This window comes from Sphingomonas degradans (genome assembly GCF_053502645.1).
In genome coordinates, this window is the sequence record NZ_CP177172.1 from 1,101,216 (window position 1) to 1,126,882 (window position 25,667).

Annotated in this window: 16 protein-coding genes and 1 pseudogene; 6 read left to right on the top strand and 11 right to left on the bottom strand. The window is 69.0% G+C overall.

Annotation, left to right across the window (positions count from 1 at the left end; genetic code table 11):
• Complete coding sequence (locus ACG3SL_RS04960) at nt 1-1,203, bottom strand: SGNH/GDSL hydrolase family protein (protein WP_448664036.1); 1,203 nt, start codon at nt 1,201-1,203, stop codon at nt 1-3.
• Nucleotides 1,200-3,266: a beta-galactosidase gene (locus tag ACG3SL_RS04965; RefSeq protein WP_448664037.1), complete on the bottom strand. Its 2,067-nt coding sequence runs from the start codon at nt 3,264-3,266 to the stop codon at nt 1,200-1,202. Before ACG3SL_RS04965 ends, ACG3SL_RS04960 begins: the two co-directional genes overlap by 4 nt.
• A 144-nt stretch (nt 3,267-3,410) precedes the next feature.
• On the opposite strand from ACG3SL_RS04965, the gene ACG3SL_RS04970 reads away from it, so the two are divergent.
• From ACG3SL_RS04970 to ACG3SL_RS04990, 5 genes are all read left to right on the top strand, one after another.
• Nucleotides 3,411-7,436: a glycosyl hydrolase gene (locus ACG3SL_RS04970; protein ID WP_448664038.1), complete on the top strand. Its 4,026-nt coding sequence runs from the start codon at nt 3,411-3,413 to the stop codon at nt 7,434-7,436.
• Between the two features lie 227 nt (nt 7,437-7,663).
• Entirely contained in the window at nt 7,664-8,422 is a 759-nt protein-coding gene (locus tag ACG3SL_RS04975) for a FadR/GntR family transcriptional regulator (RefSeq protein ID WP_448664039.1), read from the top strand.
• A gap of 295 nt (nt 8,423-8,717) precedes the next feature.
• Nucleotides 8,718-10,544, top strand: a complete 1,827-nt coding sequence (locus tag ACG3SL_RS04980) for a beta-L-arabinofuranosidase domain-containing protein (RefSeq protein WP_448664040.1) — start codon at nt 8,718-8,720, stop codon at nt 10,542-10,544.
• A 4-nt stretch (nt 10,545-10,548) separates the two neighbouring features.
• Nucleotides 10,549-11,814 carry a ribulose-bisphosphate carboxylase large subunit family protein gene (locus ACG3SL_RS04985; RefSeq protein WP_448664041.1) on the top strand — a complete coding sequence of 422 codons (1,266 nt, stop codon included), beginning with the start codon at nt 10,549-10,551 and terminating at the stop codon, nt 11,812-11,814.
• Nucleotides 11,815-12,046: 232 nt separating this feature from the next.
• Nucleotides 12,047-13,321 (top strand): four-carbon acid sugar kinase family protein, encoded by a 1,275-nt coding sequence (locus tag ACG3SL_RS04990; protein ID WP_448664043.1) that lies wholly within the window; start codon nt 12,047-12,049, stop codon nt 13,319-13,321.
• 119 nt (nt 13,322-13,440) lie between these two features.
• On the opposite strand, the gene ACG3SL_RS04995 is transcribed toward ACG3SL_RS04990, so the two are convergent.
• On the bottom strand, nt 13,441-13,725 hold the full coding sequence (locus tag ACG3SL_RS04995) for a hypothetical protein (protein WP_448664044.1): 285 nt from the start codon (nt 13,723-13,725) through the stop codon (nt 13,441-13,443).
• A gap of 230 nt (nt 13,726-13,955) precedes the next feature.
• On the opposite strand from ACG3SL_RS04995, the pseudogene ACG3SL_RS05000 reads away from it, so the two are divergent.
• A pseudogene (locus ACG3SL_RS05000) lies at nt 13,956-14,362 on the top strand (endonuclease domain-containing protein).
• 331 nt (nt 14,363-14,693) lie between these two features.
• Here ACG3SL_RS05000 and ACG3SL_RS05005 read toward each other — a convergent pair.
• From ACG3SL_RS05005 to ACG3SL_RS05040, 8 genes are read right to left on the bottom strand one after another with little or no spacing between them, the layout of a single operon-like run.
• Nucleotides 14,694-16,757, bottom strand: coding sequence for a beta-galactosidase (locus ACG3SL_RS05005; RefSeq protein WP_448664045.1), 2,064 nt, complete (start codon nt 16,755-16,757; stop codon nt 14,694-14,696).
• Complete coding sequence (locus ACG3SL_RS05010; RefSeq protein WP_448664046.1) at nt 16,754-18,142, bottom strand: glycoside hydrolase family 140 protein; 1,389 nt, start codon at nt 18,140-18,142, stop codon at nt 16,754-16,756. Before ACG3SL_RS05010 ends, ACG3SL_RS05005 begins: the two co-directional genes overlap by 4 nt.
• On the bottom strand, nt 18,139-19,398 hold the full coding sequence (locus ACG3SL_RS05015) for an MFS transporter (protein WP_448664047.1): 1,260 nt from the start codon (nt 19,396-19,398) through the stop codon (nt 18,139-18,141). Before ACG3SL_RS05015 ends, ACG3SL_RS05010 begins: the two co-directional genes overlap by 4 nt.
• The gene (locus ACG3SL_RS05020; RefSeq protein WP_448664048.1) at nt 19,395-20,066 is read right to left on the bottom strand and encodes an aspartate/glutamate racemase family protein; all 672 of its coding nucleotides are present in this window, start codon (nt 20,064-20,066) and stop codon (nt 19,395-19,397) included. Before ACG3SL_RS05020 ends, ACG3SL_RS05015 begins: the two co-directional genes overlap by 4 nt.
• A gap of 2 nt (nt 20,067-20,068) precedes the next feature.
• Complete coding sequence (locus ACG3SL_RS05025) at nt 20,069-23,152, bottom strand: family 78 glycoside hydrolase catalytic domain (RefSeq protein WP_448664049.1); 3,084 nt, start codon at nt 23,150-23,152, stop codon at nt 20,069-20,071.
• Nucleotides 23,149-24,060: an amidohydrolase family protein gene (locus tag ACG3SL_RS05030; protein WP_448664050.1), complete on the bottom strand. Its 912-nt coding sequence runs from the start codon at nt 24,058-24,060 to the stop codon at nt 23,149-23,151. The genes ACG3SL_RS05025 and ACG3SL_RS05030 overlap by 4 nt, the downstream gene beginning before the upstream one ends.
• Nucleotides 24,060-24,809 (bottom strand): SDR family NAD(P)-dependent oxidoreductase, encoded by a 750-nt coding sequence (locus tag ACG3SL_RS05035; RefSeq protein WP_448664051.1) that lies wholly within the window; start codon nt 24,807-24,809, stop codon nt 24,060-24,062. Before ACG3SL_RS05035 ends, ACG3SL_RS05030 begins: the two co-directional genes overlap by 1 nt.
• Complete coding sequence (locus tag ACG3SL_RS05040) at nt 24,806-25,663, bottom strand: fumarylacetoacetate hydrolase family protein (protein WP_448664052.1); 858 nt, start codon at nt 25,661-25,663, stop codon at nt 24,806-24,808. The genes ACG3SL_RS05035 and ACG3SL_RS05040 overlap by 4 nt, the downstream gene beginning before the upstream one ends.
• Nucleotides 25,664-25,667: the final 4 nt, after the last annotated feature.

Below are 25,667 nucleotides of genomic sequence, written 5' to 3' on the forward strand. Positions count from 1 at the left end.
TCAGCGGCAGCCCTGCCGCAGGACATGGGGCAGGGCGGTTTGCGCCATGCGCGTGTAGCCGGCGTCGTTCGGGTGGAGATGGTCGCCGATCTGCTCGGCGAGGCGCATCATCCCCGGCTGGCCCGGCTGCTCCATGGCAGCGTCGAAGTCGATCAGCCCGTCGAAGCGCGCGGCGTTGGCGCGGAGCCAGGCGTTGACGGCGCGGCGGCGCTCCTCGCCCGCCGCATCGGCATAGGCTGCGCCCTGATAGGGCAGCAGGGTGCCGAAGATCACCTTGAGCCCCCGCGCCTTCGCGCGTGCCAGAAGCTGTTCGTACGCGGCGATCAGGCTGGGTGCCGGGGGCTGCCATTCCTTGTCGGGGTCGCCGACCTTGCCGATGTCGTTGATCCCTTCGAGGATGACGACATGGGTGGCGCCGGGCACCGCCAGTACGTCGCGGTCGAAGCGTGCCAGCGCGGCGGGGCCGCGCCCCGGGCTGAGCAGCCGGTTGCCGCTGATCCCGGCATTGGCGACCGCCCAGCAGCGGCCCGCCGGGCGTGCGGCCAGCAGCCTGCCAAGCTGGGCGGGCCAGTTCATCGCTGCGGTCGCGCCCGCGCCCTCGGTGATCGAATCGCCGAAGGTCACCAGCACGCGCGTTGCCGGCGTGCCGGACACCTCCAGCGCGCTGACCACGCCCGATGCGCGGGCGCGGCGCGGATCGGGGAGCGTCAGCATGGCGGTGGCGTCGCCCCGGACGATGTCCACCATCTGCGCGTGCGCCGGCGGCGCGACCGTGTCGGGGAAGTATAGCGATACCGCCAGCCGCTCGCCGGCGGCTACCGGATAGTCGAGCGGATCGGACAACATCGGCGCGCGGGCCGGGATGCGGGCCGCGCGCGCGGTGCCGAAGGTGAGCGTGCGCAGGCTGCCGGGGACGGGCTTTCCCGCCGCATCGAGGCGGAGGATCGACGCGCCGCCGATGCGGAGCGGCTCGTCCGCCAGCTCGTTGGTCAGGCGGATGCGCAACGTCGTGCCGGGGATGCCGGCGCGGAGTTCGTGGCGGACCGTCTCTGCGCTGAAGGGGCGGCCGAGCCCCTTGCCGTCGCGCGTGTCGGGTTCATAGGCGATCGGCGGGCTCGACCAGGCCGGCACCCAGCGATCGGGGGCGTAGGCTGCCGCGCACAGCAGCAGCGCGGCGAGCGAGAGGGGCAGCGTTCGCGTCATTTGGCAGCTCCCAGCGTGAACCATGCGACGCCGTGCGCCGCGACCAGTCCGTTTGCCCAGTCGCCGCCAGCGGGGGCGGCGCCGGGAGGAAGGGCAAGTGGATGGGCGCTGCCGCCGTGGTTGATCGCGATCAGCAGGCGCCGGTCGCCGCTTGCGCGCACGGCGATTTCGAGGTCGGGATGGGCATCCGCCACGACCGGCGCGACCTTCGCATCGGCGAGCAGGCGGGTGGCGAGTTGGCCCATCGCCGGGGAATCGAGCCATGCGCCGACATAGGTGATGCTGCCGTGCCCGACTTTGCGCGTCACGATCGCGGGCTTGCCGTCGAGCCAGCCGCCCGGATCGGCATAGGTGGCGAGCACCTGCGTATCCCTGGCCGTAGGCGTGATGTCTTCGGCCCAGATCGTCGCCTTGCCAGCGACCGCGCCGGTGACCCCGACGCTTTCGTCGAGCGCGTAATATTGGGCGACCTCGGCGCCGAGCAGGGTGGCCAGCGGTCCGGGCTGTTTGGCGGGCCATAGCGCGTTGGCGTCGTCGCGCATGCCCGAGCGCGGGCCGAGGACCAGGTGGCCGCCGGCGCGGACATAGGCCTCGAGCCGGCGGGCCTGGGGTTCCGTCAGTACCATCAGGCTGGGCGCGACCACGAGGCGGTAGCGGGTGAGATCCGCGTCGACCGGCAAGACATGCACGCCCTGCGACTGGACGCGCAGCGGGCGATAGGCGTCGGTGAAGGCGTGGATGGGGTCGAAGTCCTTGTGATGCCGCTGAATGTCGATCGCCCAGCGGCTGTCATAGGAATAGAGCATCGCGACGTCCGCGACCGGCGCGGTGTCGGCCAGCAGCGGGGCGGCGGCGGTCAACTCGGTGGCGGTGCGGGCGATTTCGGGGTGGATCGGATTGGGCCGGCCGTCCTGGCCCAGGATCGCGCCGTGATAGGTTTCCTGGCCGTTGGCGGCGGAGCGCCACTGCCAGTAGAGGACCGCGTCGGCGCCGTGGGCCACCGCCTGCCACGCCATTTCGCGGACCTGGCCGGGGTCCAGCGCGCGGTTCACCGGCACCCAGTCGACGCGGCCCGGCTGGGTTTCCATCAGCCAGAAATTGCGCTGTTTATAGCCGCGTACCAGGTCGTGATTGGCGCCGTTGGCGACCCAATCGGGGCGGCCGTCGGGGATGTAATTGTCCCAGGAGGCGAGGTCGAGATCGCGGTGCATCGCGAAGTGATCGAAGCCCGCGTTCCAGAACATCGTATTGGTGGTGACGAAGGCGCGGGGATCGATCAGCGGGCGGATCGCGCGGGCCTGGTCCTGGACGTAATCGGTCCAGGTCGCAGTGGTGAAATGCTTGAAATCGAGCAGCAGGCCGGGGTTCTGCTGGCCGGTGGCGCGCAGGGGGACCTGGGCGAAGTCATTGTAATGCTGGCTCCAATACTGGGTGGTCCAGCGGCGGTTGAGCGTGTCGATGGTGCCGTAGCGCTGGCGCAGGAAGGCGTGCCAGGCGGCGACCGATTCGGGATCGAACGAGGGCGGGCCGACTTCGTTGTCGATCTGCCACCCGACCACGGCCGGGTCGCGGCCATAGCGGCGGGCCATTTCCACCGCGATGCGGCGGGAGAGGGTGCGGTAGCGGGCGCTGGCGAAGGAGAAGTGCCGCCGCCCCCCGTGCGACGCCCGCGTCCCGTTCTCGTCCACGCGGAGCACGTCGGGGTATTTCTGGGTCAGCCAGGCGGGCGGGGCGGCGCTGGGGGTGCCGATCACGACCATCATGCCATGGCGTTTGGCGGCGGCGATCGCGCGGTCGAGCCAGGCGAAATCGAAGCGGCCTTCCTCAGGCTCCATGCGGCTCCAGGCGAATTCGCCGACCCGTACCGTGTTGAATCCCGTGGCTTTCATCAGGGCGAGATCGGTGTCCCAGCGCGCTTCGGGCCATTGTTCGGGATACCAGGCGACGCCCATGGCGATGGCGGGCCGGTCGGCGAAGGCGGTGGCGCGGGGGGGCTGGGCGTGGGCGGCGGGGCCGGGGGCCAAGGCGGCTGCCAGCAGCGCGCAGGGTATCCAATGGGCCATCGATCCTCTCCCGGTCATTCTGGACGCTTTTATGGGGGAAGGTCATGCGTCGAGATGGGCGAGATGCCAAGTGATTTATCGTTTAATATGATGTTTGCGCCTGCTACACCCGCCGCAAAACCAGTGTGGAGAGGGAGTTTGCCCATGAGCGGCATCGGGCGTTGGCTGGCGGGGTGTGCGCTGGTTTTTCCGGCGGGGATGGGCGTGGCGCAGGAGGCGGCGGAGCCCAGTCCGGCGGCGTTTCGCGACCCGCCGGCGGAGACGCGGCCCGACACATTCTATCACTGGATGAACGGCAATGTTGGCGCCGCTGGCATCGATGCCGACCTGGAGGCGATGCGCGACGTCGGGATCGGCGGCGTCATGGTGTTCGACGGGAGCAGCGACGTGCCCAAGGGGCCGGTCGATTATCGCAGCCCCGAATGGCTGAAGCTGATGACGCACATGATGGCCAAGGCGGCATCGCTGGGCCTGAAAGTGGGCGTCCACAATGCGCCGGGCTGGTCGTCATCGGGCGGGCCGTGGATCACCCCGGAACGATCGATGCAGCAGATCGTGTGGACCGAAACCAGCGTGGTGGGCGGCGCCCCGCTGACCCTGAAGCTGTCGCAACCCTATACGAAGATGGGATATTATCGCGACGCCGCGCTGGTCGCCTATCCGGCGGGGCCGGGCGACGATGCCGCATGGCGCGACGCCATCGCGACGATGCGCGCGTCCGGGCCGGTCGCGCCCGCCACGCTGACCGACCGCGACCTGCACAGCGGCACTGCGATTGCCCCCGATGCGCCGCTGGTCATCACCACAAAGGCGCCGTTCACGGCGCAGTCCGTGACGCTGTACAGCGATGCCGAGGCGGGCCCGTTCGGCGCAACCATCGACGTATCGAATGACGGCATCGCCTGGACCCGCGTTGCGCAGGTGAGTGCGCCGGCCCAGCCCGAGCGCGGGATCGAGGCGCCGGCGACGATCAACTTCGCCCCCGTCACCGCCCGCCATTTCCGCATCACGCCGCGCGGCAGGATGACGCTGACCGAGGCATTCCTCCACGCCACGCCGCGCATCGACGGATGGGACCTGAAGGGCGAGCATCTGTTCCGGATGGCGCCGGCAGTCGAAGCGCGCCCGCCCGCCACCGGGGCGGAAGGGGCGATCGACCCGGCGGCGGTCATCGACCTGACCGACCGGCTGGCCCCCGACGGCACGCTGCGCTGGACCCCGCCGCCCGGGCGCTGGACGCTGCTGCGGCTGGGCCATACCACCACCGGGCACCGCAATGTCGCGGCATCCGATGCCGGGCGCGGGCTGGAAGTCGACAAGTTCGATCCCGACGCCGTGGATTTCCAGTTCGACAACAGCGTCGGCGTGCTGGCCAGGGCGGCTGCCCCCTATCTGGGCACCACGTTCGACCGGATCATGATCGACAGCTATGAGGCGGGGCTCCAGAACTGGACCGCGAAGCTGCCGCACTGGTTCGCGGCGCGCAAAGGCTATGCGATCACGCCCTATCTGCCCGCGCTGACCGGGCGGATCGTAGGGAATGCCGACCTGTCGGACCGGTTCCTGTTCGATTTCCGCGAGACGCTGTCCGCGCTGATGGCCGACCATTATTATGGCCGGATGGAGGCGCGGGCCAATGCGATCGGCTTGCGTTTTTATGCCGAGCCCTATGGCCCCGGCGCGTTCGACACGTTGCAGGTTTCGGGCCGCACCCAGATGCCGACCAGCGAGTTCTGGACGCGCACGCCATGGACCGACAACCGCACGCTCAAGATGGTCAGCTCCGCCGCGCACGTCTATGGCAAGCCGGTGATCGCCGCCGAGAGCTTTACCGGCGAGGCGCAGACCAGCCGCTGGCAGGATTATCCCTATGCGATGAAGGCACTGGGCGACCAGATGTTTGCGCTGGGGCTGAACCACATGATCTTTCACCGCTATGCGCACCAGCCGAATCCCAACGCGGCGCCGGGGATGGTGATGGGGCCATGGGGTATCAATCTGGAGCGCAGCAACACCTGGTTCGCGCAGGCGCGCCCGTGGATGCAGTATCTGGCGCGCAGCCAGTATCTGTTGCGGCAGGGGCGCCCGGTTGCCGACATCCTGTTCTTCACCGGCGAGGAGACGCCCTATCAGGCCGAATATGTCCGGCCCGACGTGTCGCCCGACAGCAATCCGAAGATCGGCCAGTATTTCGATCCGCAGATTCCGCCGGGCTATCAATATGATCTGGTCAACGCCGAAGTGCTGCTGACGCGGGCGCGGGTGAAGGATGGGCGGATCGTGCTGCCCGACGGCGCCGAATACCGGCTGCTGGTGCTGCCGGCGACGCTGGCCAGCATGACGCCGCGGCTGGCGACGCGGCTGCGCGCGCTGGTGGAGCAGGGGGCGGTGATTCTGGGGCCACGGCCGACGCATTCGATGACGATGGCGGGCGATGCCGATTTCCGCGCGGCGACCGAGGCGCTGTGGGGCAGCGGCGATGCGCCGCGCAGGGTGGGCGCCGGAATGGTGTTCCCAAAGGGCGGGGTTCTGGACGCGATGGCCGCGCTCAAGGTCGCGCCGGATGCCCAGTGCCGCACCGCCACACCCGACGGGCAGGTTGTTTGGGCGCACCGCAGGCTGGCGCGCAGCGAGATGTATTTCGTCGCCAATCGCCAGCGCCGGGCAGAGACGGTGACGTGCCGCTTTCGCGTGGGCGACGCCGCGCCGGCGCTGTGGGATGCCGAGACGGGGACGATCACCAAGCCGGTGCTGTTCGCCAGCGATGCGGCGGAGACGCGGGTGACGTTCGACTTGTCGCCCGCAGGATCGACCTTCGTGATGCTGGCGCCCGACCCGGCGGCGAAGCCGGTCGGATGGGTGGCGCGCGACGGCGTGCGCGTGGCCGAAGTCGATCCGGCACCCGCCCCGCCTGCCCCGGCGCCGGCGGACAGCTTTACCCTGTCGCTATGGGCCAAGCCCGACATCGATTTGCGCGTGCTGCCTGACGAAAAGACCGAGGGGCGAGTCAACGAGACGGGAAAGAACTACCTCATCAACGCGCGGTCGGGGCGCGACGTGCACGGCGCGGGCACTGCCATTGCCGGGCTGGCGCTGGGGCGCAACGGGGCGATGGTGATCGAGCGGGCCGACCCGGACCATGTGCCGGCGGTGCTGGTCAGCCGGGTGCCGGTGTCGGGGTGGACGCATGTCGCGCTGGTCTATGACCGGGGGACGCCGAGCCTGTATTTGAACGGCAAGCATGTCCGCACCGGGCTGCGCAGCGGGCGCATGGTCTTCGCGGGGGGCAGCGATGCGCCGTCGCCGAACGGCGTGACCTATTTCTTCGAGGGCAATGCGACGCCGCTGAGGACCGTGCCGCGCGCGATGCGGGCGGACGAGATCGCCGCCGAGGCAGCGGGTGGGCCGCCGCCGCCGCCGGCTGTGGCGACGCCGGTCACGGTGGAACGCGATGCGAGCGGGGGCATGCGCGCGCTGGTCTGGGCGAGCGGGCGCTATACGCTGGAGGGCGGCGGCGGTTTCGTCGCGCGCGTGCCTGCGCCGGTGATTGTGACGGGGCCGTGGACGGTGCGCTTCCAGCCGGGGCGGGGGGCGCCGGACAGCGTGGTGCTGCCCGGGCTGGCGTCGCTCAGCCGGCATGGCGACGATGGGGTGCGCCATTTCTCGGGCACCGCGACCTATACGCGCAGCATCGATGTGCCGGCGCGGGCGCTGGGCCGGGGGCGGCGGGTGTTCCTCGACCTGGGGCGCGTCGAGGTGCTGGCCGGGGTGACCGTGAACGGCAGGGAGCTGGGCGTGGTGTGGAAGGAGCCGTACCGGGTGGACATCACGGATGTGGTCCGGCCGGGGGCGAACGCGCTGTCGCTGACGGTCAGCACGCTATGGGCCAATCGCATGATCGGCGACGCCGCGCTGCCCGAGGAGGGGCAGTTTATCGACAGCGAATGGCCGGTGGGCGAGCGCGTGGCTGCGGACGGGCGCAAGGTGCCGGTGATGGCGCGCAAGATCACTGCGCTGCCCGACTGGTACACCGCAGGCGCGGCCAAGCCGCCGGGCGGGCGCGTGACGTTTACCCCCTGGACCTTTTACGGCGCGGACGAGCCGTTGCTCGATTCGGGGCTGCTGGGGCCGGTGCGGCTGGTGTTCGCGCAGGCGGCGGTGGTTCGGTGAGGGGGTAGTGGAGCGGCATGTCGTGGCCCTCACCCTTCCGCGCCTTCGGCGCTCCCTCCCTCTCCCGCAAGCGGGAGAGGGAAGGGGCCCGCCGCCGAAGGCGGTGGGAAGGGTGAGGGCGACGCGATTTCAAATGCGTCCACCTGCCCGGGGGCGCGCGACAAATACTATTATAATTGCACGGTCGCATAACCTTCGGTTATTCCGGGTGCTGGAGATCTGATACGATGCTGGCGCGCCCGAACTTTACCCAGACGACCGAGACAGCGTTGTCGAGCCACGACCAGGTGGCGCGCGCGTTGGGTGGCGAGATCCTGGCCGGGGTCTATCCGCCCGGGGCCAAGCTGCCGTCCGAGGCCGAGATGCTGGCGCGCTTCGGCGTATCGCGCACCGTGCTGCGCGAGGCGTTCAAGACGCTGACCGCCAAGGGGCTGATCGTATCGCGGACGCGCGTGGGAACGACGGTGCTCGACAGCGCGCACTGGAATTTCTTCGATGCCGATGTGCTGACCTGGAAGGTGTCGCAGGGGTTCGACATGGCGTTCGTGCGCGACCTCGCGGCGATCCGGCTGGCGATCGAGCCGGCGGCAGCGCAGGCGGCGGCGGAGCAGGCGACGCCGGAGGATATTGCCCGGATGCGCGCGTGCGTGGCGGCGATGCGCGATGCGCCCGGCGATGCGGGTGCCTTTGCCATGGCCGATCTGGCGTTTCACAAGGCCGTGGGACAGGCTTCGGGCAATGTGCTGATGCGATCGCTCGCCGCCGTGATCGAGACGGCGCTGCTGGCGTCGTTCCGGCTGGCGTCGCCGGTGCGCGAGGCGGATGTCCATGCCGAAAGCGTGGCGGGGCACAGCCGGATCGTCGACGCGATCGAGGCGCGCGACGGGGAAGGCGCGGCGGACGCGATGCGGCGGATCATCGGCCATGGCTTTACCCGCGTGGAGCGTGGCGTGACGGGCGCGGCGAAGAAGAAGCGCAGGGATTGAGGGGGCGGTCCTCCCCCGGAGGGGCAGGGCTATCGCATATGAACTGTGATCGCCCTCACCCTTCCCACCGCCTTCGGCGGCGGGCCCCTTCCCTCTCCCGTTGGGAGAGGGAGGGAGCCGCGAAGCGGCGGAAGGGTGAGGGGGATGGGCCGCTATATGCGATAGCGCCCCCTCCGGGGGAGGATTGCGTTACAAAGTTTGTGCGGCCTTGCGTCCTCAATTAGTATTATTATAAGCATAGCGATACGATCGGTCCGCCGCCGGGCGCAGGCCGAGTCCATAAGAGAGGATCGCTATGAACGGCTTCGACACCGCCGGAATTTCGCGGCGCGCGTTCGTCCATTGCGCGGCGTGCGCCACGGCCGCCGCAGGCACGATGACGGCCCCCGCCGCGCTGGCGGCTGCCGCCGCCGCCACGGCTGCGGGCGGCAAGGAAGCCGTGCACGAGTTTGCCTATGGCACGGTGCGGCTGACCGGCGGGCGGATCAAGCAGCAATATGACCATATCCAGGCGCATTATCTGGCGCTCGACAATGACCGCGTGCTCAAGGTGTTTCGCGAGAATGCCGGGCTGCCGGCGCCGGGGCCCAACATGGGCGGGTGGTACGACCGCGACGGCTTCGTCCCCGGGCTGACCATCGGCCAGTATATCTCCGGCCTCGCCCGGCTGGGCGCGACGACGGGCGACAAGGACATCCACGCCAAGGTGGCGGCGCTGGTCCAGGGTTTCGGCGAGGCGTTCGTCAAGGGCAGTAACCCCTATGCCGGGCCCAAGGCGCAGGAGCAGTGGGCCGCCTATGTCATGGACAAATATGTCGTCGGGATGATCGACGCCTATCGCCTGTCCGGCGTGGAGCAGGCCAAGGCGCTGCTGCCGATCATCATCGAGAAGTGCCGGCCCTATATCTCGCCGGTGTCGCGCGACCGGATCGGCAAGGTCAATCCGCCCTACGACGAAACCTACATCATGTCGGAGAACCTGTTCCACGTCGCCGACATCACCGGCGACAGCAAGTATCGCGACATGGCGGTGCATTACCTGCTCGACAAGGAATGGTTCGATCCGCTGGCGGCGGGGCAGGACGTGCTGCCCGAGAAGCACGCCTATAGCCACACGATCGCGCTGAGTTCGGGGGCGCAGGCGTATCTGCACCTGGGTGACGACAAGTATCGCAAGGCGCTGGAGAATGCCTGGAAGTTCATGGAGCCGCAGCGCTTCGCGTCGGGCGGCTGGGGGCCGGAGGAGCAGTTCGTCCATCTCCACCAGGGCAAGCTGGCCGCGAGCCTGAAAAGCTCCAAGGCGCATTTCGAGACGCCGTGCGGCGCCTTTGCCGACCTGAAGCTCGCGCGCTACCTGATGCGCTTCACCGGCGATGCGCGCTATGGCGACGGGCTGGAGCGGACGCTGTACAACACGATGCTGGCGGTGCGGCTGCCCGACAGCGACGGGGGCTATCCCTATTATTCGGACTACGGCGCGGCGGGCGAGAAGCGCTATTACCACCAGAAATGGCCGTGCTGCTCGGGCACGTTGGTGCAGGGCGTGGCCGATTATGTGCTGAACCTGTACTTCCACGACGACGAGAACCTGCTGGTCAACCTGTACGCCCCGTCCGAAGTGCGGTGGGACCGTGCGGGCGGCGCGGTCGAAGTGGTGCAGGAGACCGACTATCCGGCGCGCGATACGGTGACGCTCAGGGTGCGCAAGGCGGGCAATGGCCGCTTCGCGATGAAGCTGCGCATCCCGGCCTGGACCAAGGGCGCGACGCTGAAGGTCAATGGCGCGGCCCAGCCGGTCACCGCCGGGCAGTTCGCGGTGGTCAAGCGGACGTGGAAGGCCGGCGACGTGGTGGAGCTGACCATCCCGCAGACGCTGCGCACGCTGCCGATCGACGACCAGAACCCCAACCTTGCCGCCGTGATGCGCGGCGCGGTGATGTACGCCGGGATCAACCCGTGGGAGGGGATCGATGCCCAGGCAATCGCGCTGCCCGGCGCGCTGGAGCCGATGCCGGGGCAGGACCAGGCGTATCGGGCGAAGGTCGCGGGCCGCAACCTCGTCTTCATCCCCTATTTCAACGTCGATACCGAGCGGTCGACCACCTATTTCAAGACGGCCTGAACGCATGGAACCGCGGATCACCGCCACCTACTGGATCGAAACCGCGTTCCCGCTGGCGCAGGCGGCTGCGACGATGGCGGGGGAGCAATCCACCGGCACCTTCGTCCGCGTGCCCGGCGAGACCGATGCGCTGCGGGAAGCGCATGCCGCGCGGGTCGAGGAACTGACCGAGCTGGGCGAAGTCGCGGCACCCTCGCTGCCCGGATCGGGGCTGCCCAAGGCGGGCGACGCCACGCGGCGGGCGGCGCGCGTCGTCCTGTCCTGGCCGGTGTCGAACATGGGGCTGTCGCTTCCCAACCTGCTCGCGACGGTCAACGGCAACCTGAGTGAGCTGAAAGCCTTTTCGGGGCTGCGGCTGATCGACCTGACGCTGCCGCCGGAGTTCCTGACGCGCTATCAGGGGCCGCAATTCGGGGTCCAGGGCACGCGCGATCTGGCCGGGGTGCAGGGCCGCCCGATCATCGGCACGATCATCAAGCCGAGCGTCGGCCTGTCCCCCCAAGCGACCGCCGAGCAGGTGCGCGTGCTGGTGGAGGCGGGGATCGACTTCATCAAGGACGACGAGCTGCAAGCCGACGGGCCGCACTGCCCGTTCAACGAACGGATCAGCGCGGTGATGCGCGTCATCAACGACCATGCCCAGCGCACCGGCAAAAAGGTGATGTACGCCGCCAACCTGACCGGCGAGGTGGACGAGATGCTGGCGCGTCACGACCATGTGCTGGCCGAGGGCGGCACGTGCATCATGGCGAGCATGAACTCGATCGGCCTGCCCGCGATGAAGATGCTGCGCGCGCATTCTCAGCTGCCGATTCACGGCCATCGCAACGGCTGGGGGATGCTGGGGCGCTCGCCCGCGATCGGGATGAGTTATATCGCCTTCCAGAAGCTGTGGCGGCTGGCGGGGATCGACCACAGCCACGTCAACGGCATCGACAACAAGTTCTGCGAAAGCAACGAAAGCGTGATCGCATCGGCGCGCGAATGCCTGACGCCGATGTTCGCGGCGCCGGACAAGGGCTGTGAGATCATGCCGGTATTCTCGTCGGGCCAGTCGGCGCGGCAGGCGGCGCCGACCTATGCGGCGCTGGGATCGGTGGACTGCATGTTCGCCGCCGGCGGCGGGATCATGGCGCATCCCGGCGGCCCGGCAGCGGGCGTGCGCGCGCTGCGCCAGGCATGGGACGCGGCAGTGGCCGGCGTACCGGTGGAACAGGCGGCGAAGGACGCGCCGGAACTCGCGGCGGCGCTGGGTGCGTTTGGGGGGTGATCCGCCCCCATCGTCATCCCGGTGAAAGCCGGGATCCCGCTGCCTCTGGCGTCGGAAGAAGAAGCGGGACCCCGGCGCAAGGCCGGGGCGACGATGGGAAGAAAGGTGCTTCCTACGTCATCCCGGCCTTGAGCCGGGATCGCAGGCGATGGCGCGGGGCAGGAGTCGCACGAGGTCCCGGCCTGCGCCGGGATGACGGATACACGCATGGGACCGCCTGACGGATGAGAGCATGACCGACCTACTCTACGGCTTTTACGGCGACGATTTCACCGGCTCCACTGACGTGCTCGAGCAGCTGGCGGAGGGCGGGGTGCCGGCGGTGTTGTTCCTGCGCGCGCCCGATGCGGCGTTGCGCGCGCGCTTTGCGGAGGTGCGGGCGATCGGGATTGCGGGGGACAGCCGCAGCCAGTCGCCCGCATGGATGGACGCGCATCTGCCCGGCGCCTTTGCGGCGCTGGGGGAGGGGGCAATCGTCCATTACAAGACCTGCTCGACCTTCGATTCCAGCCCCATGACCGGCTCGATCGGCCGCGCGCTCGACCTCGGCCGGGGGGCGTTTCCGGGCAAGGCGGCGATCCTGGTCGGGGCGCCGCACCTGCGCCGCTATGTCGCGTTCGGGAACCTGTTCGCGGCGGCGGGCGCGGAGGTGTTTCGGATCGACCGCCACCCGACCATGGCGCGCCACCCGGTCACGCCGATGCACGAGGCCGACCTGATCCGCCATCTGGCCGCGCAGACCGAGGCGCGCGTCGCGCTGGTGTCGCTGGAGGCGATCCATGCGGGACAGGCGGGCGATGCGTTCGATGCGGCGGATGCGGACGCGGTGCTGTTCGACGGGGCGGCTATGGCGGACCTGGCGGCGGCGGGCGAGGTGTTGTTGTCGCGCGGGGTGCGCTTTGCGGCGGGAAGTTCGGGCGTGACGCGCGCGCTGGTGCTGGCATGGGCGGCGGCGGGGCTGATCGATGGGCGACCGGCGGAAGTGCGTGCCGGGTCGGTCGATCGGTTGCTGGTGGTGAGCGGTAGCTGTTCTCCGGTGACCGCGCGGCAGATCGCGCGGAGCGGCGCCGACGGCTTTGCGGCGACGCGGGCCGATGTCGGCGCGCTGCTGGAAGGATCTTCGGCGGAGGAAGCGCGGCTGGCCGATGCGGCGGTGGCGGCGCTCGCCGGGCAGGGCAAGGCGTTGCTCCACTCCGCCGAGGGGCCGCTGGATGCGGCGGCACCGGCGGCGGGCGAGAAGCTGGGGCAGGCGCTGGGGCGCGTTGCCGGGCAGGTGGTCCGCCGCGCGGGGTTGCGGCGGCTGCTGTTCGCGGGCGGCGACACGTCGAGCCACGGCGTTGCGCAGCTCGGCATCGACGCCCTGACCTGGGCCGCACCGATCGAACGCGGCGCTCCGCTGGTGCGGGCGCATTCCGGGGATGCAGCCGTGGACGGGCTGGAGCTGGTGCTCAAGGGCGGCCAGATGGGCGGGGACGGGTTTTTCGAGACGGTGCGGCTGGGGGGATAGGGGGCGGGGCTGGCCGGCGTCGGGTTTTTCTGAGGTTTTACGCCCTCCCGGCCTTGTTCGGGACACCGGGCCGTGGGCGCTCGGCAGGTTGTGGACCGGTGGACGAGTGGTACTGGGTGTTAGCTGTCGTCGCTGCGCCTTCGTACGAGCCATGCCCGCATCATCCTCGCGACATAGAATCCGGCAAGCGCACCTAGGCTCGGCCAGAGTGGTGAAAAGACGAAATCGAGGCCGCTGGTAGAACGAATGTTTTCCGGATGAGCCGCCTGCCAGCGGCTGACATCCACCACCATTGCAATCGGAACGATCAACAAGGCGATGCAGCCAATCCGCTGACGTGCGATGAGGCTGCCGAGAACTAGGCCTGCAATGGCACCGTAAAGGAGCAGCATATTGATTGTCATGCCGGCAGCGTAGCAGTGGCGTTAATGTCCGCAAAGTGGGGCGGGAACCGACATTGTGCAATTTCACGTTCTGGTGGGAAGGGACCATTGCACGGGTGTGCGGACGGTGCTCTCTTTGATCCTCCCCCGGAGGGGGAGGGGGACCAGCCGCAGGCTGGTGGAGGGGTAGTCTCCGCATGCTCCACGGCCCGAAGAAAACGCAGGATTTTGCCCGGCATCTGCGCCGGCGGATGACCCTGCCCGAAGTTCTCCTTTGGCAGGCGCTCCGTACCCGCCCCGAAGGCTTACGCTTTCGCCGTCAGCATCCGGCGGGCATCTATGTCCTCGATTTCTTCTGTCCGGCTTGCAAACTTGCTGTGGAGTCGATGGGGAAGCGCACGCGCGGGGCGATCGGCCAGAGCGAGACGCGGTCCGCGACAGCTGGCTTCCCACGCAGGGTGTTCGGGTCGTCCGTATTCCCGCGCAAGTGATCCTGTCGGACCTGGAAGCCGCAGTTCGATACATCGTAGTTGTGGCCTGCGGAGATTACCCCTCCACCGGCTTCGCCGGTCCCCAGCGCAGGGTCGATCGTGCCCCCGGCACGATCTTGGATTGCCGGGGGCAATCCAACCCGGCGCTCCCTCCGGGGGAGGAATGAGAACGGGTTCCTGAGGCCGCTGATGGTTCGGGTACCGACATTGCGCAATTTAACGTTCCGGTAGGAAGCGGCCATGTCCAAGGTGTGCGGGCGGTGCTTTCCTTGATCCTCCCCCGGAGGGCAGGGCAATCGCATATGAAAATACACCGTCATCCTGACGAAAGTCAGAATCCATTCGGTGCTCCGCCTGCGCCTTTTTAACCTAGCGCAGTGGCAATGGATCCCGGCCTGCGCCGGGATGACGGAGTTTATGGGGGGCCAACTACCATATGCGATAGCCCTTCCCGCCGGGGGGAGGAATGCGCACGGCTTCCAGGGTTCGACTGCTCCCTTACCGCCGCAGCACCGCAACCCCCTCGCCGCCCAGCGTGACCTTGCGCACCGTCCCGCCGCCCAGCAGGTCGGTCATCGCGGTGGGCAGCGCCACCTCGCGCGTTTCCTTGCCGTGGTTGACGAGGATCACGATGCGCTTGCCGGCGCCTTCGCGGGTCATCAGCTCTACGTCCGCCGGCACCGCGAAGTCGCGGGCGACCTGTGCATTGCTCAGGGCGGTGTCGATCAGCCCCTTCATCACGCCGTCGTCGACCCGTGCGCCGACATAGGTGATGCTGCCCTTGCCGACGCGGCGGGTGATCGCGGCGGGTTTGCCGTCGAGCCAGCCGTTCGCCTTGCCATAGCGCAGTACCACCTGCGTATCGGGGGCGCTGGTCGAGAGCTGTTCGGCCCAGATCGTTGCCTTGCCGGTGCCGACCTCGATGGCTTCGTCCAGCGCATAGAATTGCTCGACCTGGCCGCCGAGCAGCTCGGTGAGGGGGCCGGGCTGGCGGACGGGGTCGAGGCGGTTGTAAGCGTCCTTCATCCCCGAGCGGGGGCCGAGGATCAGGTGGCCGCCGCCGCGGACATAGTCGGCGAGGCGCTTGGCGGTCGCGTCGGTGATGACGTTGAGGCTGGGGGCGATCACGAGCTTGTAGCCGGCGAGCGGGGCTTCCGCCGCCTCCACCACATCGACGGCGCCGAGCGCGTCCTTGAGCGGGCGGTAATAGTCGAGCAGTACTTCGATCTGGTCATAGTCCTTGTGGTGGAGCTGGAAGTCGATCGCCCAGCGGCTGGGATAGTCCTGGAGGATCGCGACCGGGGAGACCGGGGTGGTGCCAGCCAGCGCAGGAGAGGCGGCGGTCATTTCGCGGCCGATCTGCTGGATCTCGCCATAGACGGGCAGCGGCTTGCCGTCGGGGCCGACGATCGAGCCGTGCATCGTCTCCTGCCCGTTCAGCGCATTGCGCCATTGCCAGTAGAGCACGGCGTCGGCGCCGTGGCCGACCGCCTGCCATGCCACTGCGCGCGTCTCGCCGGGGTAGAGCATGTTGCTGACCGGCGCCCAGTTGACGAAGCCGGGCTGGGTTTCCATCACCCAGAAATTCCTGCGCTTCCACCCGCGCACCAGGTCGTGCGTCGCGCCCATGCGATAGGGCTTTACGTGGCCCATGCCGACATATTCGTCCCAGGAGGCGAAATCGAGGTCGCGGTTCATTTCGTAGCGGTCGAAGCGGTTGGCCCAGCCGAGCCCGCCGAAGTTGATCGTCACGAACTGCCGGTCGCCCACCACGGCGCGGATCGCGTCGATCTGGTTGCGGTGGAAGGCGCGCCACTGGCCCGTGATGAAGCGTTTCAGCTCCAGCATCCAGCCGGGATTGGCCTTGTCGGTGTTGAACGGCACCTGGTTCCAGTCGGTATAGGTCTGCGACCAATAGGCGGTGGTCCAGGCGGCGTTGAGCGCGTCGAGCGTGCCATAGCGCGTCTTGAGCCACGCCACCCAGGCGGCGCGGGCTTCGGGATCGTAGCTTTCGTCGGTCGGCTCGTTGCCGATCTGCCAGCCGATGACGTTGGGCTCGTCCTTCAGCGCCCCTGCCATGCGCGTGACGATGGCGTGGGCGAAGGCGCGGTAGCGGCTGGACGAGATCGAGAATTGCCGCCGCCCGCCATGGCCCAGCCGCTTGCCGGTGCCGTCGACCTGGAGCGTGTCGGGATATTTCTGGGTGAGCCAGGCCGGGGGGGTATCGGTGGGGGTGCCGATCACCACCTTCATGCCATAGCGGTTCGCGAGGCGGACGGCGCGGACCAGCCAGTCCATGTCGTACTTGCCCTCCTCGGGCTCCATCCGGCTCCACGCATATTCGCCGATGCGGACGACATTGGCGCCGTGCGCCTGCATCAGCCGCAGGTCCTCGGCCCAGGCGCTTTCGGGCCATTGTTCGGGGTACCAGGCCGAGCCGAGGTACAGCCGCTCGTGCGCGACGGCGGCGGCGGCGGGGGAGGCGTGCTGCACGGCGCCCTGCGCCAGCGCGGGAAGCGGTGCGGCGGCGGCGAGGAGGAGCGCGAGGGCGAGGGACTTCACTGGAACTTCTCCCTGGCGTCGTCGAGGACGAGCGCCCAGTCGTTGCCCGGCGCGGGCGTGCCGGGGGGTGTGAACAGGCGGGTGCCGGTGTTGGCGAAGGTGCCGATGGGGGTGCTGCGCCCGGTGCGCGGATCGAACCACGCGGCGCGGACGCGGGTGCCGCTGATCCGGCCCATCCGCACATGGAAGGGGCGGCCGGTATAGCTATAGGCGATGGCATAGCCCCCGCCCCGCGACGCGGCGACGCGGGCGTAGCGGGGGCCGCTGTCGGGGATGAGGGACTGGTCGGGCACGCGCTCGAAAAAGGGGCGGGAGAGGATCAGGTCCTTCAGGTGGCGCATCTGGGTGGCGCCGGGGGCGTCGAGGCCCTGTTGCCACGACAGGTGCGGCCAATAGGCATTGGCTTTGGTGCCGGGTACGAAGAACTGCATGACGCTGTTCTCGCCATAGGTGTGGCCGAAGGCGCCGGCGAGGACCGACCACCACGCATAGCGCCGCGCATCCGCCGCGCCCCAGCGCGGTTCGGGCGCGCGGTCGAGACCGTGGGGGATGTTCTCGTAGCTGGGCTCGCCGTCGATCGTCGGCTTGGCCGGGCTGCGCGACAGGTCGTCGGCGGTGTAGACCCAGTTGTCCTCGCCGCGGGCGTTGAGCTGATGGTCCTGCGCGTAGCTCTGGTGGCCCGACTGGTACATGTTGAAATCGAGCCAGGGGGCGTCGTGGAAGGCCCAGGACGAACTGGCGCGGCCCGCCGGGTGATAGGTCATCAAGTGGTGCGGATCGATCGCGCGGATCGTGGTGCCCAGGATGTCCCAGACGCGGGGCGAAAGCTCGCCATAGCGGTCGCCGCCGTTCACCCAGACGAGGTTGGGCTTGCGGCCATAGCGCTGGGCGGCGAAGCGGCCGATGACCGGCGCGGTATCGGCGTTGAGCAGGCGGAAATCGGCGAAGTCGCCCCAGACGGGCACCAGCGCGATGTAGAGGCCGTGCGCGGCGGCGCGATCGAACACCCAGTCGAGATGGTCCCAATAGTCATATTCGCCGGGCTTGTCGGGATCGTTGCCCGGCGTGACGCGCGGGCGGGTGAGGTCGCCGTCGACCAGCGCGGGGCCGGCCACGGGGTTGGCCATGGCGGGGCCGTGGAGCATCATCACCTGGATGACGTTGAAGCCCTGGGCCTCGCGCTTGGCCAGATAGGCTTCGGTGTCCGCGCGGTTGAGCTTGCCGAGCAGCAGCCAGCCGGTGTCGCCCAGCCAGAAGAACGGCTTGCCCGCCGCCTCCAGATAGCGGCCATTGGCCGAGACCTTGAGCGGGGGCGTGCGATCCTGCGCGGCGGCGGGGGAAGCCGCCAGCGCGCAGGCGGCGGCGATCAGCGCGAGGCGCTTCATTTCGCCGGCATCAGGGACAGCGCCTTGTGGTCGAAGCCGCGCGTACAGTCGATCATCGCGAAGAGTGCTGCGGCGATGACGACCATCAGCGCCACGCCCTGCAAGGGGAGGTTATAGTTGCCCGTCGCGGCGACGACATAGCCGAACGCGACCGAGCAGACGAAGCCGCCCAGATTGCCCGCCGTGTTCATCACCCCCGACGCCGTGCCGCCATAGCGTCCGCCGATTGCCATGCACATCGCCCAGGCGGCGGGGAGCATCAGGTCCATCACCATGAACGCGGCACCGGCGAGGGCGACGATCGCGATCTTGCTGGTCGCCAGACTCATCGCGACGAGCAGGGCGGCGGTGCCCACGAGGCAGACCGAGGCGATCAGGCGATAGGCGTTGCGGATACCGATCCGCGCCGCCAGCCGATCGCACAGCACGCCGCCGACCAGATTGCCGACCACGCCGAGCAGGAACGGGATCGAGCCGTACAGGCCCATTTCGTCCACGGTGAAGCCCGCGCCCTTGACCATCCAGGTCGGGAACCAGCCGAAGAAGAACCAGCTGCCGAACGCATAGAAGAGATAGGCGAAGGAAATCAGCCAGAGCTGGGGCAGGCCGAACAGCCGCTTCCACGGCGTGCCGCTATGGCCGGCATGGTCGTCGCTGCCGATTTCGGCGACTTCGGCGGCAGTGATTCCGGGCTGGTCGGCGGGGGTGTCGTGGAACCATTTCCACCACGCCAGCGCCCAGATCGCGCCGATCACGCCGAGGATCACGAACACCGCCTGCCAGCCGAGATGCTTGTTCGCGGGCACCAGCAGCAGCGGCGCGAGTGCCCCGCCGAAGCGGCTCGCCGCCCAGATCACGCCCTGACCCCGCGCGCGCTCACGCGCCGGGAGCCAGCGATAGAGCACGCCGGTCATGTTGGGATAGGCGCCCGCCGCGCCGAGGCCGAACAGGAAACGCGCGCCGGCGAGCTGCCAGAAATTGCGGCACACCGCCGTGATCGCCGTGAAGAAGGACCACCAGACCGTGATCCGCGTCAGTTCCTTGCGATAGCCATGCCGGTCGCCCAGTGCCCCCGAGGGAATCTCGAACACCGCATAGGCGATCACATAGGCGCTGAGCACCCAGCCCCATTCCGCCGGGGTGATGCCGAGATCCTTCTGGATCGACGGGCCGGTGACGGCGATCGCCAGCCGATCGATGAAGGTGATGATCGACAGCGTGGCGAGGAAGCCGAGGACGAGCCGGCGCTTGCTCACTTGCCGAGGCTCGCCAGCACAGCGCGGGCGTGTTCCATCCCGAGTTCGGGGCTGGCAAAGACCGGCGCCGACACTGCGCCTTCGGGCAGGGCGGCGACGACGCGCGCCATCGATGCCTGGGCGAGGACGATGGCGTCCATGCCCTGCATGCCGTGCGTGAGCCCTTCGCCGACGATGCGGTCGTGCGTGGCGCCGTCGCCGGCCATCACCGCCTGGAACGCGCCTTCGCAGAGATGCTCGACGATCTCGATCGCCTTGCCCTGTTCGGCGGCGACGCGGCGGACGAGGTCGGCGGTGGGCTGGAGCGTGGTGGAAAGCGTGGCGACCACGCCGATGCGGGTGCCGGTGGCGACGGCCTTTTCCGCCATGGCGCGATCGACGCGCAGCACGGGCTGGTCATAGAGGTCGGCGGCCATCTCCACTGCCTTGCCGATCGACGAACAGGTCACCATCGCCACGTCGCACCCGGCATCGAAGGCGGAGCCGACCAGCCGGATCACCTGGCGCATCGTCGATTTCTGGAGATGGCCAGCGGCGATCGTGTTCTTGATCGTGCTTTCGTCGACGAAGTGGAGCAGCCGGACATCGGCGGGCATTATCCGCGCCGCGATCTCGGTGAAGATCGGCACCAGCGTGGCCGAGTTGTGGATCAGGCCGAGGGTAGGCATCGTCACTCTCCGGATTTCGTGAAAACATGGGTGCCGGCGCCTACCGCTGTGCGGCTGGCGACGGGCGTGCCGCCGAGGCGCCAGCCGCTTCCGGGCAGGTCGACTTCGGCGATGGTGTTGGCGGGGATGGCGAGCATGAAGCGTGTTAGGCCGGTCGCGTCGCCGTCTGTCTCCGCCGCGATCGTGCCGACGACGGAGTCGTAGCGCGCCGACACCCGGCCGATGGCGGGATACCAGAGCGGGCGCGCGGCGATGCGGCGGAAACCGGGCGCGGCGGGGGCGATGCCGGCGAGGCGGCGATAGAAGAAGCCGACGATCGCGCCGAACGCATAATGGTTATAGCTGTTCATCGACAGGTCGCCGGTGTCGCCGTTCCACCGTTCCCACATCGTCGTCGCGCCCTGCGACGGCATATAGCCCCAGCTGGGATAGCCGGTCTGGAGCAGCAGCCCCGCGACTTCGTCGTGCCGCCCGGCATCGGCAAGCACGTCGAGGATATAGGGCGTGCCGAGGAAGCCGGTGGACAGCTTCATGCCGCGCGCGCGGATGTCGCGGGCCAGCACTTCGGCGGCGGCAGCGCGCCGGTCCTGGGGGACTAGGCCCATGAACAGTGCGAGGACCTGGCTCGTCTGGCTGCCATTGCCGGCGGTGCCGTCCGCCGCGACGAACTCGGCGGCGAAGGCAGTGGCGATCCTTGCGTGGAGCGCGCGCCATTCGGCGGCGTCGCGGCCCGTAGCCTCGGCCATCTGCGCCATCAGATCGGCACACCATGCCCAATAGGCCGTGGCGCAGAGGATGCGCGGCGTCGTCTCGTCATCGGGCCGAATCGCATCGACCGAGAGCCAGTCGCCCAGATCGAGCCCGCGATCGTTGCGCCAGATGCCGTCGGGGTTGGTCCGCGCGACATAGGCCATCCAGCGCGCCATCGCGTCCCAGTTCTCGTCGATCACGGCGGTGTCGCCATAGCGTTGCCACAGCTGCCACGGCAGGATGATCCCCGCCTCGCTCCACCCCGCCGTCACGACATCGGGGAAGGACAGGGGCTGGGGCACGACGATGGGGTAGGCGCCGTCGGGCCGTTGTGCCGCGCGGGCTTCGAGCAGGAAGCGGCGGAGGAAGGGGCCGACCTCCATGTTGAACGCGGCGGCGTCGAGGAACACCTGGATATCGCCCATCCATCCCATGCGCTCGTCGCGCTGGGGGCAGTCGGTCGGCACGGCGAAGAAATTCGAGCGCTGGCTCCACAAGGCATTGTCGAAGATCGACTGGAGCAGCGGCGCGTCGGGGAAAGCGATGCTGCCGGTCTCGCGACAGGCGCTGCGCACGACGACGCCCATGATGTCGTCCGGGCCGGGCACGCCGGGATAGCCGGTGACTTCGACATAGCGGAAGCCGTGATAGGTGAAGCTTGGCTCGAACATCTCCTCGCCGCTGCCGGCCAGCGTGAAGCGATCGGTCGCGCGGGCGAGGCGCAGGTTGGAGAGGTCGGCGGTGCCGTCCGGGTTGAGCAGCTCGGCGAAGCGCGCGGTGATCGTGGTGCCCGCCGCGCCGGTCGCGCGCATGCGGACCCAGCCGGAGAAGTTCTGGCCGAAATCGAAGACATAGCGGCCGGGCGCGGGTTCGCTGACGCTGCGTGCGCGCAAATGGTCGGTGCGCTCGATCAGCGGCGAGGTCTGGGCGACCAGCCGAGTGTCGGGCGCTGTCCCGCGCGGGGCCGGGGCCCAGCCCGAGGCGTCGAAGCCGGCGCGGTCCCAGCCGGGCTGTTCGGCGCGCGCGTCGCGGGTCTCGCCGTCATAGATTTCGGAGGTGCGGATCGCGGACGGGGACAGGCGCCAGTCGGGGCCGGTGGTGACCCATGTGCTGGTGCCATCGGGATGGTCGAGCCGGAGCTGGGCGCGGAAGCGGCGTGGGGCGGGGCCGAAGCCGTAGCGCTCGATCCGCCAGCCGAACGCGCTGGCGTAGAAGCCGTCGCCGATGGTCGCGGCGAGTGCGTTGGTGCCGGGCTGGATCAGGTCGGTGACGTCGTAGGTCTGGTAGAGGACATGATCGGCGGCGACGCTGATTTCCGGGGCCAGGATCGCGTTCGAGACGGGCTGGCCGTTGATCCGCGCGTCATAGGCGCCGAGTGCGGTCGCGTAGAGCCGGGCCGCGACGACGGGCTTGTCGGCGGTAAAGTCGGTTCGCAGCAGCATCGCCGGCTCGGCGGGGCGGGGATCGTTGTGGACGTTGGCGCCGCTCGGCACCGGCACGGCCCAGTCGCGCGCGTCGAAGCCGGGGTCGGTCCAGCCCGTGGGCGGCGAAGGCATCAGGCGGAAGGCAGTGCTGACGATCCGGTCGATGCTGCCATCGGCGCGGTGCAGCCGGATCAGCGCGGCGAAGGCGCCGCCATCGACCGGGAAGAAGCCGGTAGTATCCGCCTCGACCAGCGCACAGATGCTGTTGCGCCCCGGCTGCACGGCGCCGGCATAGGGCGCGAGCGTGCCCCAGAAGGGGAGATAGGTGTCCCAGTCGAAATGCCAGTCGAGCGGGGAGCGCGCGCCATTGATCCAGACGCCGCGCAGATGATCCTTGCCCGCGAGCAGCATTTCGGCGCGGACCAGATCGGCGGGGGCGTCGAAATCGAGGCGGAAGGCGTGGGGGCGATCGTCGAGCGCGGTTTCGCTCCATACCCAGCGGACGCCGGCGGCGCGATCGGCGGCGGCGAGGGCGTCCTCCGCTTCGATCCAGTCGGCGTGCCAGTCCTGGGGTCCGAGCAGCCCGGTTTCAAACCAGGCGGGGGTGGAAAGGGCGGTGTGGCCGGCATCGTCGGTGATTTCGACCGACCACCAGACGCGCTGCATCGTGGCCAGCGGCGGGCCGGCATAGGCGATATCGACGCTGGCATCGCTGGCCACCACGCCGCTGTCCCACAGCAGCGGGCCGGCGGCGAGCGCGTCGGCGCTGGTGGCGGCGCGGAGGCGGTAGTGCGTCTGCACGGTACCGGGCCGGTCGCTTTCGATCCGCCACGACAGGCGCGGGCGCAGCGCCTGCGTGCCCAGCAGGTCGACGGTGCTTTCGGTGCGAAGATCGACGGCGCGCAGGCTCATAGCGCCAGACCCAGCCGATAGATGCGGTTGGCGTTGCCCGCGAACAGCGCGTGGCGTTCGTGCGTGGAAAAGGCGGTAGTGATCGCGTCATAGGCGCCGAGATGCGCATCGAAGCTGCCGAACAGCTTGTCGGTGGGGAAATCGCTGGCGAACATCGCGCGATCGGTGCCGAACAGGTCGATCGTCTCCAGCACATAGGACCGCGCCTGTTCGCGCGTCCATGGGCGCCAGGTGAAGCCCATGCCCGAGATCTTGACCGCGACCTGCGGCAGCGCCGCCAGCGCCGCCATGCCGCGCCGCCAGGTCTCCCAGCCGTCCGTGTCGCCGGGGATCGCCATGCCGGTGTGGTTGAGGATGACCGGGGTATCGGGATGCCGCGCGATCAGTGCCGCCAGATGCGTGAACTGGCCGGGATAGGCCTGGAGATCAAAGCTGAGGCCGTATTTGGCGAGCAGCCCATAGCCGCGCATCCATGCGTCGGACGTAGTGATGTCGGCGGGGGAATAGCTGCGCCGGGGATCGGGGTGCCAGTTGACGATGTGGCGGATGCCGCGCACCCGCGAGTGGGTGGCGTGCGCCGCGAGCAGGGGCTCGAGCGTCGGGCTCTCCAGCGCGGCAAAGGCGACGATGCCGCTGGGCAGCCCGCGCCGGTCGGCCATCGCCTGGAGCCATTCGGTCTCCGCCAGCGCATCGTCCGGGTGCGCGCCCGCGTCGATATGGACGATCCCCCGCACGTCCCACGCGCCCGCATCGGCCAGATAGTCGTCCAGGCCATAGTCGCTGGCGATCGCCGCGACGCTGCCATTGGGCCCGTCCTCCGCAAAGGGCGGCGTCAGCCACGGATAGCGCAGGTGGGACAGGTCCCACAGATGGACATGCGCATCGACGAAGGGCGGGCGCGGGGGCATCAGAAGGTGGTCCGGCCGCCCGAGGTGTCGAAGGTGGAGGCAGTGGTGAAGCTGCACTCCTCCGACGCCATGAAGCACACCATCGCCGCCGATTCATCGACTTCGCCGAGACGGCCCATCGGGATCTTGCCGCGCATATAGGCGACCTGTTCGGGGGGCAGCTGCGCCAGGATCGGGCTTTCGAAGGTGGCGGGGGTGAGCGCGTTGGCGATCACGCCCTTGCCGGCCAGTTCCTTGCCCAGCGACTTGGTGAGGCCGATCACCGCGGCCTTGGACGCCGAATAGGCGCTGGCGTTGGGATTGCCTTCCTTGCCCGCCACCGACGCGATGTTGACGATCCGGCCATAGCCGTTCGCGAGCATCAGCGGCACGATCGCGCGGTTGCAATGGAACAGGCCGTGCAGGTTCACGTCGATCACTTGCCGCCAGGAGTCGAGCGGATAGTCGTGCAGCGGCGCGGTGGCGCCAGTGATGCCGGCGGAGCAGACCAGCACGTCGACGGTGCCGAGCGTGGCGGCGCTGGCCGTCGCCGCCGCCTCGACCGCTGCCCAGTCGGACACGTCGAGCGCGTGGACCCCGGCGGCGCCGCTCTGCGCCTGCGCCGCCGCCAGCGCATCGGCGTTGCGGTCCCACAGCACGACGCGGCCGCCCTCGCGGACGATCCGCGTCGCCACCGCAAGCCCCAGCCCCGAGGCGCCGCCGGTAATCACGGCGGCGCGCCCGGCATAGCGACCGGGAAACACGCTCATTTGGCGGCGTCCCAGGCGACGAACTGCTGGCGCTGGGTGCCCAGCTTCTCGATGCCGAGTTCGACCACGTCGCCGGCCTTCAGATACCAGGGCTCGGGCTTCTGGCCGAGGCCGACGCCGGGGGGCGTGCCGGTGGTGATGATGTCGCCGGGCAGCAGCGTCATGAATTGCGAGCAATAGGCGACGATCTGGGCCACGGTGAAGATCATCGTCCGGCTGTTGCCGTTCTGCATCTTCCGGCCGTTGACCGACAGCCACATGTCGAGATTCTGCGGGTCGCCGACTTCGTCCTTGGTCACCATCCACGGGCCGACGGGGCCGAAGGTGGGGAAGCCCTTGCCCTTGTCCCAGGTCAGGCCGCGTTCGACCTGCCAGTGGCGTTCGGACACGTCGTTGACCACGCAATAGCCCGCGACATGATCGAGCGCCTCGTCTTCGGTGACGTAAGAAGCGGCGGTGCCGATCACGACGCCCAGTTCGACTTCCCAGTCGGTCTTCTTCGAATCTCGCGGGATCGTGACGGGGTCGTTCGGGCCCTGGATACAGCTGACCCATTTCTGGAACACCACGGGTTCCTCGGGCACCGGCAGGTTGGACTCGGCGGCGTGATCGGCGAAGTTGGTGCCGATCGCGATGAACTGGCGCGTGCCGCCGACACAGGGGCCGTAGCGCACGTCGCCCTCGACCAACGGCAGGCCGGCGGAGTCGATCGCGGCGAGGCGGGCGAGCGCGTTGGCGCCGAGCGCATCGGGGCCGATATCGGCGATGTGCGCGGACAGATCGCGGATGCGGCCTTCGGCGTCGATCAGGCCGGGCTTTTCGGCGCCGGGGGCGCCATAACGACAGAGCTTCATGCGG

Bases quoted from the DNA above. Each gene is read 5' to 3' on its own strand.
- ACG3SL_RS04960 (WP_448664036.1), bottom strand. From the start codon at position 1,203: ATGACGCGAACGCTGCCCCTCTCGCTCGCCGCGCTGCTGCTGTGCGCG.
- ACG3SL_RS04965 (WP_448664037.1), bottom strand. From the start codon at position 3,266: ATGGCCCATTGGATACCCTGCGCGCTGCTGGCAGCCGCCTTGGCCCCC.
- ACG3SL_RS04970 (WP_448664038.1), top strand. From the start codon at position 3,411: ATGAGCGGCATCGGGCGTTGGCTGGCGGGGTGTGCGCTGGTTTTTCCG.
- ACG3SL_RS04975 (WP_448664039.1), top strand. From the start codon at position 7,664: ATGCTGGCGCGCCCGAACTTTACCCAGACGACCGAGACAGCGTTGTCG.
- ACG3SL_RS04980 (WP_448664040.1), top strand. From the start codon at position 8,718: ATGAACGGCTTCGACACCGCCGGAATTTCGCGGCGCGCGTTCGTCCAT.
- ACG3SL_RS04985 (WP_448664041.1), top strand. From the start codon at position 10,549: ATGGAACCGCGGATCACCGCCACCTACTGGATCGAAACCGCGTTCCCG.
- ACG3SL_RS04990 (WP_448664043.1), top strand. From the start codon at position 12,047: ATGACCGACCTACTCTACGGCTTTTACGGCGACGATTTCACCGGCTCC.
- ACG3SL_RS04995 (WP_448664044.1), bottom strand. From the start codon at position 13,725: ATGACAATCAATATGCTGCTCCTTTACGGTGCCATTGCAGGCCTAGTT.
- ACG3SL_RS05010 (WP_448664046.1), bottom strand. From the start codon at position 18,142: ATGAAGCGCCTCGCGCTGATCGCCGCCGCCTGCGCGCTGGCGGCTTCC.
- ACG3SL_RS05020 (WP_448664048.1), bottom strand. From the start codon at position 20,066: ATGCCTACCCTCGGCCTGATCCACAACTCGGCCACGCTGGTGCCGATC.
- ACG3SL_RS05025 (WP_448664049.1), bottom strand. From the start codon at position 23,152: ATGAGCCTGCGCGCCGTCGATCTTCGCACCGAAAGCACCGTCGACCTG.
- ACG3SL_RS05030 (WP_448664050.1), bottom strand. From the start codon at position 24,060: ATGCCCCCGCGCCCGCCCTTCGTCGATGCGCATGTCCATCTGTGGGAC.
- ACG3SL_RS05035 (WP_448664051.1), bottom strand. From the start codon at position 24,809: ATGAGCGTGTTTCCCGGTCGCTATGCCGGGCGCGCCGCCGTGATTACC.
- ACG3SL_RS05040 (WP_448664052.1), bottom strand. From the start codon at position 25,663: ATGAAGCTCTGTCGTTATGGCGCCCCCGGCGCCGAAAAGCCCGGCCTG.